Source organism: Sorangium sp. So ce281 (assembly GCF_051527395.1).
Taxonomy (GTDB): domain Bacteria; phylum Myxococcota_A; class Polyangia; order Polyangiales; family Polyangiaceae; genus Sorangium; species Sorangium cellulosum_B.
This window is the reverse complement of sequence record NZ_CP150322.1, coordinates 2,911,953-2,925,000: the sequence shown is the minus strand read 5'-3', so window position 1 is coordinate 2,925,000 and position 13,048 is coordinate 2,911,953. Positions and strand designations below refer to the sequence as shown.

The window sequence follows — 13,048 nt, the reverse complement described above, 5'->3', positions numbered from 1 at the left end:
ACCGTCGAGCACCGGAGCCCGGTGCGGCCCGAGGCCGGGAGGCGGCGGCCAGCGCTGGTGTGCGCGTTCCCGCGGCCCATGGCGTTCGCGCTGCCCGACTCCGGGACCGTCATCGGCCGCGCCTGGCTCGCCGAGCGCGGCCTCGCCGACGAGGAGGTGTCAGGCAAGCACCTGCGGATCGATCGCGCCGGCGGCGCGCTGCGCGTCGCGGACGTCGGGTCGCGCAACGGCACGTGGGTGAACGGGTCGAGGCTCGCGCCGCGCGACCTCACGCCGCTCGATGACGGGGCGGTGCTGAGGCTAGGGCGGGTGCTGTTCGTCTTCCGCGAGGAGCTCCTCGGCCCGCTCGATCCGGCGCCGCCCGTGGGCGGGCTCGTCGGGCCGTACGGCCTGCGCACCGTGGCGCAGCCCCTCGAGGGCCTGCCGCGGAGCCGCCCCGGCAACGTGCTCATCGAAGGAGAGACGGGCGTGGGCAAGGAGCTCGTCGCGCGCGCCACGGCGGCGGCGCTCGGGCGCGCGGCGCCGTTCGCGGCGGTGAACGTGGCCGGCGTCGCCCGCGGCGTGTTCGAGTCCCAGATGTTCGGTCACGTGGCGGGGGCGTTCTCGGACGCGCGCAGCGCCGCGCCCGGGATCGTCGTGGCCCACGACGGCGGGACGCTGTTCCTCGACGAGATCGGCGAGCTCGATCCCGATCTCCAGGCAAAGCTGCTGCGGCTCCTGGAGAACCGCGAGGTGCTGCCGGTCGGGGCGCAGCGGCCGGTCCACGTGAACGTGCTGGTCGTCGCCGCGACCCACAGGGACCTCGAGGAGATGGTGGAGCGCGGGGCGTTCCGGCGCGACCTGTTCGCGCGGCTCGCGATGGCGCGCATCCACGTGCCGGCGCTCCGCGAGCGGCGCGAGGACCTCTTCAGCGTGGCGTGCGAGCTCGCGCGGCGCGCGGGCGTCGCGCTCCCGGTTGAAGCGGTGGAGGTCGAGGCGATGGAGCGGCTGCTGCTCGATCCCTGGCCGAGCAACGTGCGCGGGCTCGACGCGGCCCTCGCGGAGGTGCGCCGCCTCGATCACGAGCCCGGGCTGCGGCTGTGGGCGGTCGAGGAGGTGCTGGGGAAGGCGCCGGACGACCAGAAGACCGCGCTCACGCAGGAGCGCGTCGAGTCCGCCCTTGCGGCCGCCGGGGGCAACGTGACGTCGGCCGCGGAGCGGCTCGGCGTCTCGCGCGGCAAGCTGCTGCGCTTCCGCAAGCGCACGCAGCAAGGGGAGTGAGCGCGCCTGGCTCCGTGCGTCGGAAATCCCGCCAGAAACACCGGTCGATGACGAGCGGCGGCCGGAAACAGTGGCGATTTCCATAGCTTCCGCCTGTCTTGCCGCCGAGGGCGGCTCCGGTGTGGCCCCGACGGGGCGCCCTCCGCCGCCGCCGTCTCTCGTGGTCCACGCGCCCGACCAGGTCGAAGCGCTCGGCGTCGCCGGCATCGGCGAGCAGCTCGTCGGTGACGGCCGCGATCCGCGGCGCGAGCCCCGCCACCACGCGCGGCGTGAACGCCTGACTGACCAGATCGCGGAGCTTTGATACCGCTCACGGTCGGCGTCGAGCGCATTCGTGCGCTTCGCTGCCGGGGCATTCTACGCCGTGGCGCTCCGCTGGGTGGGCGGTCCGAACCAGGTGGTGAGGGCGTCGCGAAGGCCGTGGTCCGTCCCTTCTCCGACCCACGCGACGTGTCCGTCGGGTCGAATCAAGACAGCAGTCGGCGCAGGTACCGCGCCGAGCACCGGGAGCTCCCACACACCAGCGGGGCGAGCTTCGAGCAGCCGAACACGAGCGTCCCAGGGAGTGATGTCGAAGGCCCCCGGCTCGCCGAGGTTGAGCAAGACCGGTCTTGCCTCGTGCAGCAGCGTGAATACTCGCAGCGGTCCGCTCTCGGTGACCAGGTCGAGATCGGGCATGCGACGTCCGAGCAGGGGGTGTCCTTCACCGAGGTCGTAGCGAATGTCGAGACCAGACATCATTGCGGCGTAGCGCTGGCGAGGCTCGTCCATCTTGAGCAGCTCGGTCACGGTCTCGCGCAGGGCCTCCGTTCGATCGTCGCCGCGACCGAGCGCGGTTTGTGCCATGGTCAGGCGCAGTACGCGGGCAGCGATGGGGTGCCGCTCGGCGTGATAGGTATCGAGCAGGCTGTCGGGCGATGTGCCGCTCACCACCTGGGCGAGCTTCCATCCCAGGTTCACGGCGTCCTGGACGCCGATGTTGAGTCCCTGTCCACCTGCCGGCGCGTGCACGTGCGCCGCGTCGCCCGCCAGGAGAACACGCCGGTCTCGGTAGGACGCCGCTTGCCGAGCCATGTCGCTGAATCGGGATAGCCAGGTCGGGTTGCGAACACCGAAGTCGGTGCCGTAGACCGCGACGAGCGCGTCGCGAAGGTCCTGGAGCGTCGGCTTGTCAGCTTTGCCGACGTGCGGCTCCACGAGCACGACGCCAACACGCTTTCCGTCCTCCAGCTTACCCAGCGCATTGACGCCCTTTTCGCCGCGGCGGACGCCCCACGCGGGCTCATCCACCATGTCCACCTCCGCGATCAGGTAGCTCGTCGACGCGTCCCATCCGGCGAAGTCGATGCCCGCCTTCTTGCGGACCAGGCTGCGACCGCCGTCGCACCCGACGAGATACTTCGCTCGTAGCGTCGCGCCGTCAGACAGCTCGACGCCGACGCCCGTGTCGTCCTGCGCAAACCCCGTCACGTCACGCCCGCGATAGAACTTCACCGGCAGCTCGGAGACCCAGTCGGCCAGGATGCGCTCGATCCGGTTTTGGCGGAGCGCGAGCCCGTAGTTGTGGCGAACGGGGAAGTCGCTGATGTCGAGAGGGATGAACGAGAAGCCAGCGACCTGCATCACCTGCCCCTGTGAGAGAAAGCGCTCCGCGACGCCACGCTGATCGAAGACCTCGATCGTGCGTGCGTGCAGACCGCCCGCGCGCGAGCCGGCGAGGTCCTGGTTTTCGCGCCGCTCGACGACGGCGACGTCGATTCGCGCCAGCGCTAGCTCGGCCGCCAACATGAGTCCCGTCGGACCTCCACCCGCGATCACCACGGCGTGCTTCGGCATCTTCATGGTGCAGCATGGTGCGGCATGCCCGGGGGCTTCCGGCAAGCCCCCATATCTGGTATACGCTGGGGCTGGAGGATGGACGGGAGGCGCGCTCGTTTCCTCGCAGCACGCGCGGCACGCGGCGGCGCGCCGAATTTTGCGATCGTCCGACGTTCGTAGGTGATCTCTGAAGACCCCCGGATGGAGGCCGGCCTGCCATGACCCGCAGCGAGGACGAGCGCGCCATCGACGCCGTCGTGCACGCGTTCTTTCAGGCCTCTGGAAACAAGGGTGGAGTCCGACCGGACCTCGACGCGTTGCGCGCGCTCTTCCTCGCGGAGGGCGTGATCATCAAGACCTGCGGAGAACCACCGACGATCTACGACCTGCGCTCGTTCATCGAGCCCAGGGAGAAGCTCTTGCGAAGCCATGCCCTTGCGCCAGCAGACGCCGCCCGGCGGAGACCGGCGCGCCGCCGTCCCCGGCGCGCCCGGTCGGCTCACCTGCCCGAGGTCCCCGTGATCCGGGCCGCTCGCCCCGAGGAGGCTGAGCAGCCGCTCGATCGGCTCACTCTTGCGCCGGATGGCGCCGCGCGCGTCGAGCCCGGGCGAGCGCGGCGCCATCGCAGCGCGCGCAGGGCGGCGACGCAAGAGGCGTCGAACCGCAGGCCGGGATCCTCGTCGGTGATCACAGCCTGCCCGAGCACCGGCAGCGGCCCTGTCCCGCGGCGAGCCTCGCTGTGATTGGCTGGCTACAGATCTCAACGCGCTGGGTCCGATCACTCCTTGAACGGCGCCGCCAGGATAACGTCGTAGAAATTGGGGGCATGGAAGCCCGGGATCAGGCGCTCGGCGATATCGGCCGTGAAGTTGTAGAAGGCAGTCTCAGGCTTGCTGGCGAGCATGTCGGCGATCGCCTGTGGGAATGCGTGCTTGAAATCGAGACGCGGGTACGCCTGGAGCACCTCGTCCACCTCGTCCGCAGAGAGCTCCTTCAAGTCCTTGCCAGTGATGTCCATGACAGTTCCGACGTGGAGCAGCGCCACCTCGGGCCGCTTGTAGAGCGGGACCCCCCTCACGGTGTGCAGCGCGATTGCGTCCCACACGACGCCGATCGCCTCCTCGGGCGCGCCGTGCTGCTTCAGGAACTCGCTCGCCGCGTTTGCGCCTTCGACCTCGTACCGCTCCGAGCCCCGGAACCTCTCGGCCAGGCCGAGGTCATGGAGCGCCGCCCCGAGGTAGAACAGCTCGAGGTCGAGCTCGAGCCCGCGCCGCTTCGCGAGCAACGCGCCGAAGATGTACGTGCGCATGACGTGGTTGAAGAGGAAGGGCGCCGACATTTCCCGCGCGAGCTCGGTCGCTTCCGCGGCCAGGTGGCTGTCAGGGATGCGGATGCCAGCGATCTCGTTCTTCACGGTCCTCTCTCCTTCGTGCGGCGCCGAGCCCGGAGGGAATCGTCGGCCTCGCGCCCGGCCAGGCACAGGACCTGGGCCCCTCGGGCTGATGTTCTTCAGGCCGGCTAGATTCTACCCGTCGGCGAGTCAGGATCGGCGATTCAGCTCCGCGGCATTCGGCCGCCCTTCTTGCCGAAGAACCTGCATGCGACCAGGCGTGACCACCATCAGAAGGATCCGCCAGCTTCGGTCAACTACACACCCGATGTGCTGTTCGCCAGGTCCGCCTGTGCCTTGCCGGGAAGAATGGGAATACAGAGGAGGAAAAGTAAAACAATCCCTCGCCCTGAGCGGGGGTGCTACGGCAGCGTGTCCACGAGGATCGGCGCGTGCTCGAGAGGGCCGCCGCGTCGCGCGTGATCACCGAGCGCGGCGCGACCGGGGAGCGGCGCGCCCCGCCGCGTCGTCGAGCGCGAGGCGACGACGCATCGCCGCGGCGACCCGCTCGCGTGCCCAGCGGTGCGCGGGATCGGCCTGGAAGCGCTCGTGCCACAGCAGCGCGAAGGGGACCGGCGGCAGGGCGATCGGCGCCTCGCGGACGACCAGCCCCAGGACCCCGGCCACCGCGTGCACGAGGGGCATCGGCGCGTTCATCAGGAGATCCGAGCTGGCGACGATGATCAGGCCGGCGAGGAACGACGGCACCTCGACGCTCACCCGGCGGACCAGCCCACGCCCCGCGAGCTCGTCGCTGATGACATTCGGGCGCTCGTTGCCGATCCGCACGACCACGTGGGCGTGCGCCAGCCAGCGCGCGACCGTGAGCGGGCGGTCGAGCGCCGGGTGTCCGCGCCGGGCCGCCACGCCGAAGCGCAGATCGCCGAGCGGGCGGGCGATGGCGCTGTCGTCGACGAACCCCGCCGGGGCGAGCGCGAGCGGCGGATCACCCGCCGCGAGCGCCCGCCCTAGATCGGGTGTGACGCTGGAGATCCGTAGGTCGACGCCGGGTGCGTCGGCGGCGAGATCGGCGAGCAGCCCCGGCACGAGCGGGATGAGCAGGTCCGGCATCGCCAGCGCCAACGTGTGGCGGCTCGTGGCCGGGTCGAAGCACGACGGCGGCGCGACCGCGGCGTGCAGCGCCCGCAGCGCCGCCGCGAGCGGCCCGGCGATCGCCTCGGCGCGCGGCGTGGGCACCAGCCCTTCGTCGCCGCGCACCAGCAGCGGGTCGGAAAGCGCCTCGCGCAGCCGCCGGAGCCGGTGGCTCATCGACGACTGCGTGAGGCCCATGCGCTGAGCGGCCCGGGTCACGTGACGCTCCTCCAGGAGAACGTGCAGCGCGTGCAGATGGCTTGGGTCGAGCCCGTCGAACATCCTATCGAGTACTACCATGACCAAGATGAAAATCATCGATGAGCACCATGACGCCGGCCCGCTAGAGTCGAGTCCATGGCCGAAAACGTTCGCTCTCATCGCCTGCGCCCCGGAGACCACCTCGCCCCGTTGACCCTCGAGACGCTGTGCCACGGGCCGCTCCGGATCCCGTCGGGGGGCCTCCTCCACCTCCAGTTCCGCCGCTTCGCCGGCTGCCCGGTGTGTAACCTCCATCTCCGCTCGTTCGCCCGGGGGCGCGAGCAGCTCGCGGCGGCGGCGGTGCAGACCGTCGCCTTCTTTCACTCCTCCGCGGAGACGATGCGGCCCTACCACGCCGATCTGCCGTTCCCCGTCGTCCCCGATCCGGAGCGCCGCTGGTACCGGCAATTTGGCGTCGAGCGCTCCGCGCTGGCGGCGGCGCATCCGAAGGTCGCGTGGTCGGCGATCCGCGGCTTGGTGAGCGCGCGGTCCAACCCGTTCCACGGGGAAGGGGGCAAGGATGGGCTGCCCGCCGACTTCCTCGTCGGCCCCGACGGCGCGCTCCTCGACGTGCACTACGGAGCGCACGCCGCCGATCACTGGGAGCTCGAGCAGGTGATCGCCCTCGCGCGCTGAAGTTGCGGAACCGCCCGTTCAGCGCGCCGAGCGAGGGTGAGCTCACAGGAGCTCTTTGGGGAGCTCGCTCCCGCTCATCACCTGCCGCACCTCGATGGCCATGTTGAGCGGCTCGCCGCCGAGCCCGGGCGCGGCGGACGCCCGCGCGGCGAGCTCGTAGGCGCGCTCGGGGCTCACGACGTCCACCACCCAGAAGCCGGCGAGGAACTCCTTGGCCTCGGGGAACACGCCGTCGGTGACGGGCTTGCCGTCCTCGCCGGCGCGCACGAGCCTGGCCTGGTCGGGCGCGGTCAGCGCTTCGATCCCCACGAGCTCGCCCGACTCGCGGAGCTCCTGGTTGAAGCGGGTCAGGAACGCGAGGTGCGCCTGCAGGTCCTTCGGCGGCCAGCTCATCAACTTGTAGGGCTCTCGGGTCGGCACGTGCATCATCAGGAGGTATTTCATCGTCAGCTCCCTTTCAGCGCGCGCGCCCCGCGTCGGGCGCGCGTTCACAGAGCAGTCGGAGCCCAGGCGGCGTTCTCGACATCGCGGAGGACGATACTCGAAGAATTTCTTGGCGGCCGGTAGACGACGTATGGGGAAGAGGAAGGCCTGCCCCCACATGAGAACAGCCCTCCACGCCGAAGGCTCCGTAGCGTGCTCATCGTGTCGCTCCACGGCGCACCTCGAGCGGCGAGCCGGCCAGCTGCGGGCTCCCGCTCCGCCCAGGCGGAGCGCTCACGCCGCCGCGCGGACCGGCGGCAGGCCGAACGCGGCCCCCTCGGAGCGGCTGCGCCGGCGGAACGCGCCCGGCGCCTCGCCCGTGTGCCGCTTGAACGCGCGGCTGAACGCGAACTCCGAGTCGTACCCGACCTCGGCCGCCACGGCGGCCAGCGAGCCGTCGCCCTCGGCGAGCAGCTCGGCCGCCCGCTGCATGCGCAGCTCGGCGAGGTAGCGGAGCGGCGGGACCCCCAGCTCGGCGAGAAACCGCCGCGCCAGCGCGGCCCGGGAGAGGCCCGCCGCCTTCGCGAGCGCCTCGACGCTCCAGCGCTCGGCCGGCTTCTCCTGCATGAGCCGCAGCACGCGCGCGACGCGACGGTCGAAGGCGCGCGCGCCGCGCCGGTCGAGCGCGCGCGACGCGCGCCCTTCGCGCGCATGCTCGTGGCAGTGCAGCGCGTAGGCGAGCAGCGGCTCGAGGAGCGAGCGCGCCAGCTGCGCCTGCCCCGGGGAAGCCTCCGCGAGCGCGGCGCGCAGCAGGCCCACGACCGCAGAGAGCCCCGGCGCGCGCCGCACCTCGCCGGCAGGCAGGTGGACCACGGGCGCGAGCGAGGCGAGCGCCTCGCCGGGCGCGGCGTCGTAGGTCGCCGAGATCAGCTCCGGCTCGGCGGGAGCGCGCCCGGGCGGCGGCGCGACGCAGCGGAGGCTCTGCTCGCGGGGCCCCGCGCCGCGCGGGCCGAACCCGAGGAGCACGACGTCGCCGGCGTCGAGCTCCAGGGCGCACACGCCGTCCTGCGAGAGGCGAAAGGCGCCCTGCACGACGACGTGGAGGCTCGGCGGATCGCCCGCGCCCGCGCGCCAGGGCGCGCCGGGATGGCCGTGGTGCCGGGAGACCACCACGCCGCGGGGAAGCAGCCGCTCCATCTTGTCCGCCATGCCCCATGGTTGCCCGCGCCGAGGCCGCTCGTCCAGCGCTCGCTCGCGGATCGAGACGCGCGAGCATGACTCCGCGCCTCGCGGTCATGGCGCGCGGGCGAGGGCCGCCGGAAGCTCGGGGCCATGACACGCCTCGATTCCACGCCGGATTCCACGCCGAACGAAGAGCCGCACCCCCGCGCGCTGTCCGAGAGGGTCCAGAGCAGCCTGCTGAGGAGCCGGACCGTCCTGATCTTCGGGGAGATCACCAGCGAGCTGGCGCAGGTGACCACCGCGCAGCTCCTCGCCCTCGCGAGCGATGATGGCGAAAGGCCGATCCGGATCCTGATCCACTCGCCGGGCGGGCACGTGGAGTCGGGGGACACGATCCACGACGTGATTCGCTTCATCCGGCCCGAGGTCAAGGTGATCGGCACCGGCTGGGTCGCCAGCGCGGGCGCGCTGATCTTCGTCGCCGCGCGGCGGGAGAACCGGTTCGCGCTCCCGAACACGCGCTTCCTCCTGCACCAGCCGCTCGGCGGCGTGCGCGGCCCCGCGTCGGACATCGAGATCGAGGCGGCCCAGATCATGGCCGCGCGCGAGCGGCTCAACCGCATCTTCGCGGAGGCGACGGGGCAGGCGCCCGCGAAGATCGCGCAGGAGACCGAGCGCAACCTGTGGATGACGGCGCGCGAGGCCAAGGAGTACGGCCTCGTTCATCGCATCGTCGAGAGCGCGCTGGAGGTCTGAGCGCGCCGCGGCGGCCCGCGCCGGCGCGGTGACGCCGGGGCGCGCGACGTCGCCTACAGAGGGGCGAGCGTGCACGCACCGCCGGCGCAGACGGGCCTGGACGCGAGGCACGCAGGCGTGCCGTAGGGGCAACCCATCCTCCGATGCTCGCGACATACGGTCGCGTCGAGGTGGACGATGAGGCGCCTCATCTGCTGGACGCCCGCCCGGTTGACCACCTCACCACAGGTGCCGCCGCAGTCGGTGCTCGTATCGACGATGGCGCAATCGTTGTCGGTACGGCATGCCTGGTAAGCGGCCCGGACACGCTCCACCTGGCCGGAGGCGCGGGCATGCAGCTGCTGACAGGCCCTCCAGTCCACCTCTCTCTCGTCCTCCGTGTGTTCCATGGTGTCGGTGAAGCCCGCGATCGCGAGCCCGAATGAAGCCATGGCAAAGAGCGCAGATATCCCCAGACGAGTCCGGTTCGTTTTCATGCTGCCTCCATCGCGCGCGTGCTCGTGGTCGCCGGCGACGCGGGCGCATCGCGCGGCGACTCGCCTGTCATGAGGCTCCCCCCGCGGGAACGGAAGGCGCTCGACGGCGTGTGCCCCGGCGCAACCTGGGCGGGCAGGAAGTCCAAGCGCTTTTGTGGATGTCAGGAAACGTCCGTCTTTCCAGCCCACGAGCTCGTACTCGTCGATCCATCCCAGCTCCGCCGAGGCGAGCCAGCAGCGGCGCTCGGTGGGCGTCGGCGTCCGGCGGATCACACGAGGCCGGAGAGGGGGCCTGAATCGCGCTTGCGGTTCCCGATGCTGCTCGTCTCGAGGCCCATGAGCTGGGCGATCGAGACCAGGAGCCTGGCGTGGTCCTCGCCGTCGTGATCGAGGTAACGCCCTGTCTTCAATGCCCCGCGGGCGCCTCCCGCCATCACGAAAGGAACACGCTCCATCCGGTGCGCCGTGCTGCCGAGCTCCCTGCCCACCACGACGAGCGTGTTGTCGAGCAGCGTGCCGTCGCCCTCGCTCACGGAGTCGAGCCTCCCGAGCAGGTACGCGATCTGCTCGGAGTACCAGGCGTCGATCTGCTGGAGCTCCTGGCGTCGATCCCGCCCGTCGTGGGACATGGTGTGGTGATCGCTGGTGTGTCCGAGCCACGAGTGCAGGATATGGCTGAAGGCGTAGCTGAGCTGGAGGCTCATGACGCGCGTGACGTCGCAGGAGAACGCGGCCACCGCGATGTCCATCATGCTCCTGATCTCCGCCGGATAGTCCGAGCCGCGGCCGCCGGTCTCCGCCGGCGCCTCCGGGACCTTGCAGCTCAGCGCCGGGTCGGCAGGCCCCGCCGACTGGTTCAGCCTGCGCTCCATGGCCAGCAGCCCCTCGAGGTGCGCGTCGAGCTTGTGGTAGTCCTCCTTGCCCACCCGCCTGCGGATCCTTGTGAGATCGTTCTTGAGCAGGTCGACGATCGCCCTGCGCTCCGTCCGCTCCTGCTCCGCCCCCTGATCGATCGCGGGCGCCTCGCCGCTCGACGTCACCCCGGCGAACAGCCGATTGAACGCGGCCCTCGGCTTCGTCTCGGGGTGAATCGGAGAGTTCTCACCCGCGTAGATCATCCGGTTCAGGCTGTTCGGATTCAGGCACTGGACACCGAGCTCGACGGTGCGGTACGGCGTCTCCTGCATGGGGTCGTCCGGAGCGCGCTCGTACGGCATGCCGCTGCCGTGGGCGCCGGCGATGATCTGGTCGATGGACGCGCCGCTCCCCCAGCCCGTGCGGTTGCCGTTGCCGCCGTCGAAGTTCGCTCCGGAGGACGGAGCGTTCAGCGTCGATGCCGTCCAGAGCCCCGCCATGCCATAGGCGTGCGCCTCGCCGGCCCCGCCGGCCGTCATCGTGAGCCCCCACGGGATCACAAGCTTCGACTTCCACGGTTCGAGCGGCGCGTGAATGGCGTGCAGCGAGAAGCTGCTCTCCGAACCCTGCGGCCTCCAGTCGATCACGCTGTTCCAGTCCCGCGCCGGCGCGCCGTCGGGCTGGAAGATGAGCAGGAGACGCTTGGGGCGCACCTTCTCCTGCCCGGAGGCGTTCATCAGCGGAAGCAGCGATCCCATCGCCGCCGCCCCGGCGCCGAGGCCGAGGGCCTGAAGCATGCTGCGGCGTGACGTTCCGAGTTGCGTTCGACGATTCATCACTGTCGCTCCTCGCTGGCGGTGAGCCGCACGTGGCGGAAGGCGTCGCTCAGCGCCACCTGAGACAACAGGGTCCGAATGTTCCCGCCCGACGCCTTGAATGCGTCGTGGAGGGTCTGGATCGAGCAAGCGTCGTCCAGGCTCTCGATCCGGCCGAGGGCGAAGCGGAACCACTGGTTCGCGACGCATTCGGCCACCTCCGAGCTCCCCGCGAGCTTCTTCGCGAGCTCCACGCCGCCGTAGTACGGACCCGCGAGGTCCTCGCGCGCGCCCGTGATCTCGCCCGCCGCGTTCACCTCGCCGAGGCCGTCCGTGGCGCGGTAGTTGCCGATGGCGTCGTAATGCTCGAAGCCGAGGCCGATCGGATCGATGAACCGGTGGCAGCCCGCGCAGCCGGGGTCCGCCACGTGCTGGGCGAAGCGCTCGCGGGTGGAGGTCACGTCGTCCACCGGCGGGGGGACGTTGGCGACGTTCGCCGGCGGCGGGCTGAGCGGCTGGCACATGAGATTCTCACGGACGACGATGCCGCGGTGGATGGGGGAGGTCTGGTCATGGTGAGACCAGCGCGCGAGGAACGCCGCCTGCGTCAGGATCCCGGCGCGGCGGCTCGGATCGAGCGACACCTGGTCTCCCGGCGTGAACCCGTCCGGCGGCTCGACATCGTACACGTCGAACAGCGGGCCCTCCGGGAACGTGTAGTCCGCGGTGAGCAGCGTGCTGAGCAGGCCGTCGCCCTGCCGCACGACGTGATCCGTGAAGCGGGCGGTCTCGTTCAGCATGGCGTTCGCCATCTCCTCGTCGAACGCCGGGAACAACGCGTGATCCTTCTGCGCCTTGGGCAGCTCCGAGAGCCCGAGCCACTGGCTGTGGAACAGCGCGATCGTGGCGCCCGCCCTCGGGTCCTGCAGCATGCGGCCGACCTGACCGGCGAGCACGTCGCGCTCGATCAGGCTGCTGTCGGCGGCGAGATCGACGAGCTCGGTGTCGGGGATCGAGTTCCACAAGAAGAACGAGAGCCGCGAGGCGAGGCCATAGCCATCCATCGGCTCGGGGGTCGCGGAGGGGACGCCGGACTCGCCGACATCGGCGTGGTACAGGAACGACGGCGACTGCAGCATCCCCTCGAGCACCAGGCGAAAGCCGCGCGACGCCCCGCCCGAGTGCCGGCCGAGCTCGTACAGCGAAACGAGCCCCTGGATCTCGTTCGCTTCCAGCGGGCGGCGGTACGCGCGCTGCCCGAGCCGCTCGACGAGCTCGGTCGCGCACGTGGTCCCCTCGTCGTCCGGGAGGCTGCACGGCGCGATCTGGTCCATGCGCCCCTCGGCCTCCGAGGCCACCCGCGCCGCGAGCTCCGCCGCCTGCTGGACGAGGAGCTCCGTGACCGGAGCGATGGCGTTGCTGTGAAACGGCCCCATGCGCTCGTCCGGCGCGAGCGCATCGGCGGGGCGCCCCTCGACGCCGACCAGATCGCGAACGGCGTTGTTCAGCTGGTCGCGCGTGAGGCGGCGAAGCCTGGTCACGCCCACGTGAAGAACACCGTCGTTCGTCTCGCAGGCCTCGGCGATCGCTGTGGGGTCGTTCGGGAGCGGCCGGACATGGGACTCCTGGCCGAGGTCCCAGCCACCGATGCGTCCCTCACACCCAGGAAGCAGCATGGCACCGCATAGGCTCGCGATCTCGGCCCATGGTCTCTGTCTCGGTCGGGTTATCTCCAAGCTCATATGGACTCCTTGTGCGGCATAAGACATTGACGCAAAGCGCAAGCCCGCGCTGTCCATCACGACGTGCGGGCGGAGGCGACGTCGGGATGGCTGCGGTTTGCCGCGCGACCGCTGCAAACAAGAGCTTAAATGAACCGGTTCAGTTGATCAACCAAATTGGGACACCAGTCCAGCAATACAAATACATAAACAACGAAATAGAAGCCACCATATGTTAGATTGAATAGAATTAACCGGTTCAGTTAGTTAGACGTCTTTAATATCAGGCAATGGTATAAATACAGGAACAGTACACTCGGGCTCCCGAGGCTCGCCAGGTCACAAAGTTGCACTCCTGCGGCT

The 13,048-nt window shown here is 70.5% G+C and carries 12 protein-coding genes and 1 pseudogene (1 of these 13 running past the window's edge); 4 read left to right on the top strand and 9 right to left on the bottom strand.

Annotated elements, in window-relative coordinates:
- Nucleotides 1-1,260, top strand: partial view of a sigma 54-interacting transcriptional regulator gene (locus tag WMF27_RS11225; protein WP_437944144.1) — the 3' portion only. 21 nt of this gene lie to the left of the window's left edge; 1,260 of the gene's 1,281 nt are visible here — the last part of the coding sequence; its start codon lies beyond the left edge, outside the window; it ends in the stop codon at nucleotides 1,258-1,260.
- 175 nt (nucleotides 1,261-1,435) lie between these two features.
- Here WMF27_RS11225 and WMF27_RS11220 read toward each other — a convergent pair.
- Nucleotides 1,436-1,561, bottom strand: a pseudogene (locus tag WMF27_RS11220) (cytochrome P450); the annotation flags it as partial.
- A 56-nt stretch (nucleotides 1,562-1,617) separates the two neighbouring features.
- Nucleotides 1,618-3,096: an FAD-dependent monooxygenase gene (locus tag WMF27_RS11215; RefSeq protein WP_437944527.1), complete on the bottom strand. Its 1,479-nt coding sequence runs from the start codon at nucleotides 3,094-3,096 to the stop codon at nucleotides 1,618-1,620.
- Nucleotides 3,097-3,296: 200 nt separating this feature from the next.
- Between WMF27_RS11215 and WMF27_RS11210 the strand changes: the two genes are divergently transcribed.
- Entirely contained in the window at nucleotides 3,297-3,821 is a 525-nt protein-coding gene (locus tag WMF27_RS11210) for a hypothetical protein (protein ID WP_437944143.1), read from the top strand.
- A 35-nt stretch (nucleotides 3,822-3,856) separates the two neighbouring features.
- Here WMF27_RS11210 and WMF27_RS11205 read toward each other — a convergent pair whose 3' ends face one another.
- Together WMF27_RS11205 and WMF27_RS11200 are read right to left on the bottom strand one after the other, a co-directional pair.
- Nucleotides 3,857-4,492, bottom strand: coding sequence for an HD domain-containing protein (locus WMF27_RS11205; RefSeq protein ID WP_437944142.1), 636 nt, complete (start codon nucleotides 4,490-4,492; stop codon nucleotides 3,857-3,859).
- Nucleotides 4,493-4,891: 399 nt separating this feature from the next.
- Nucleotides 4,892-5,878, bottom strand: a complete 987-nt coding sequence (locus WMF27_RS11200; protein WP_437944141.1) for a LysR family transcriptional regulator — start codon at nucleotides 5,876-5,878, stop codon at nucleotides 4,892-4,894.
- Nucleotides 5,879-5,917: 39 nt separating this feature from the next.
- Here WMF27_RS11200 and WMF27_RS11195 point away from each other — a divergent pair, with 39 nt between their 5' ends.
- Nucleotides 5,918-6,457 carry a peroxiredoxin-like family protein gene (locus WMF27_RS11195; protein ID WP_437944140.1) on the top strand — a complete coding sequence of 180 codons (540 nt, stop codon included), beginning with the start codon at nucleotides 5,918-5,920 and terminating at the stop codon, nucleotides 6,455-6,457.
- 42 nt (nucleotides 6,458-6,499) lie between these two features.
- On the opposite strand, the gene WMF27_RS11190 is transcribed toward WMF27_RS11195, so the two are convergent.
- Nucleotides 6,500-6,901, bottom strand: coding sequence for a YciI family protein (locus WMF27_RS11190; protein ID WP_437944139.1), 402 nt, complete (start codon nucleotides 6,899-6,901; stop codon nucleotides 6,500-6,502).
- 273 nt (nucleotides 6,902-7,174) lie between these two features.
- Nucleotides 7,175-8,089 carry a helix-turn-helix domain-containing protein gene (locus WMF27_RS11185; RefSeq protein ID WP_437944138.1) on the bottom strand — a complete coding sequence of 305 codons (915 nt, stop codon included), beginning with the start codon at nucleotides 8,087-8,089 and terminating at the stop codon, nucleotides 7,175-7,177.
- Between the two features lie 123 nt (nucleotides 8,090-8,212).
- Here WMF27_RS11185 and WMF27_RS11180 point away from each other — a divergent pair, with 123 nt between their 5' ends.
- Nucleotides 8,213-8,818: an ATP-dependent Clp protease proteolytic subunit gene (locus WMF27_RS11180; protein WP_437944137.1), complete on the top strand. Its 606-nt coding sequence runs from the start codon at nucleotides 8,213-8,215 to the stop codon at nucleotides 8,816-8,818.
- A gap of 53 nt (nucleotides 8,819-8,871) precedes the next feature.
- On the opposite strand, the gene WMF27_RS11175 is transcribed toward WMF27_RS11180, so the two are convergent.
- The 3 genes from WMF27_RS11175 to WMF27_RS11165 all read right to left on the bottom strand — a co-directional run bounded on the left by WMF27_RS11175 (nucleotide 8,872) and on the right by WMF27_RS11165 (nucleotide 12,640).
- The gene (locus WMF27_RS11175; protein WP_437944136.1) at nucleotides 8,872-9,249 is read right to left on the bottom strand and encodes a hypothetical protein; all 378 of its coding nucleotides are present in this window, start codon (nucleotides 9,247-9,249) and stop codon (nucleotides 8,872-8,874) included.
- A gap of 314 nt (nucleotides 9,250-9,563) precedes the next feature.
- On the bottom strand, nucleotides 9,564-10,946 hold the full coding sequence (locus WMF27_RS11170; protein ID WP_437944135.1) for a DUF1552 domain-containing protein: 1,383 nt from the start codon (nucleotides 10,944-10,946) through the stop codon (nucleotides 9,564-9,566).
- Nucleotides 10,947-10,984: 38 nt separating this feature from the next.
- Nucleotides 10,985-12,640 (bottom strand): DUF1592 domain-containing protein, encoded by a 1,656-nt coding sequence (locus tag WMF27_RS11165; protein WP_437944134.1) that lies wholly within the window; start codon nucleotides 12,638-12,640, stop codon nucleotides 10,985-10,987.
- Nucleotides 12,641-13,048: the final 408 nt, after the last annotated feature.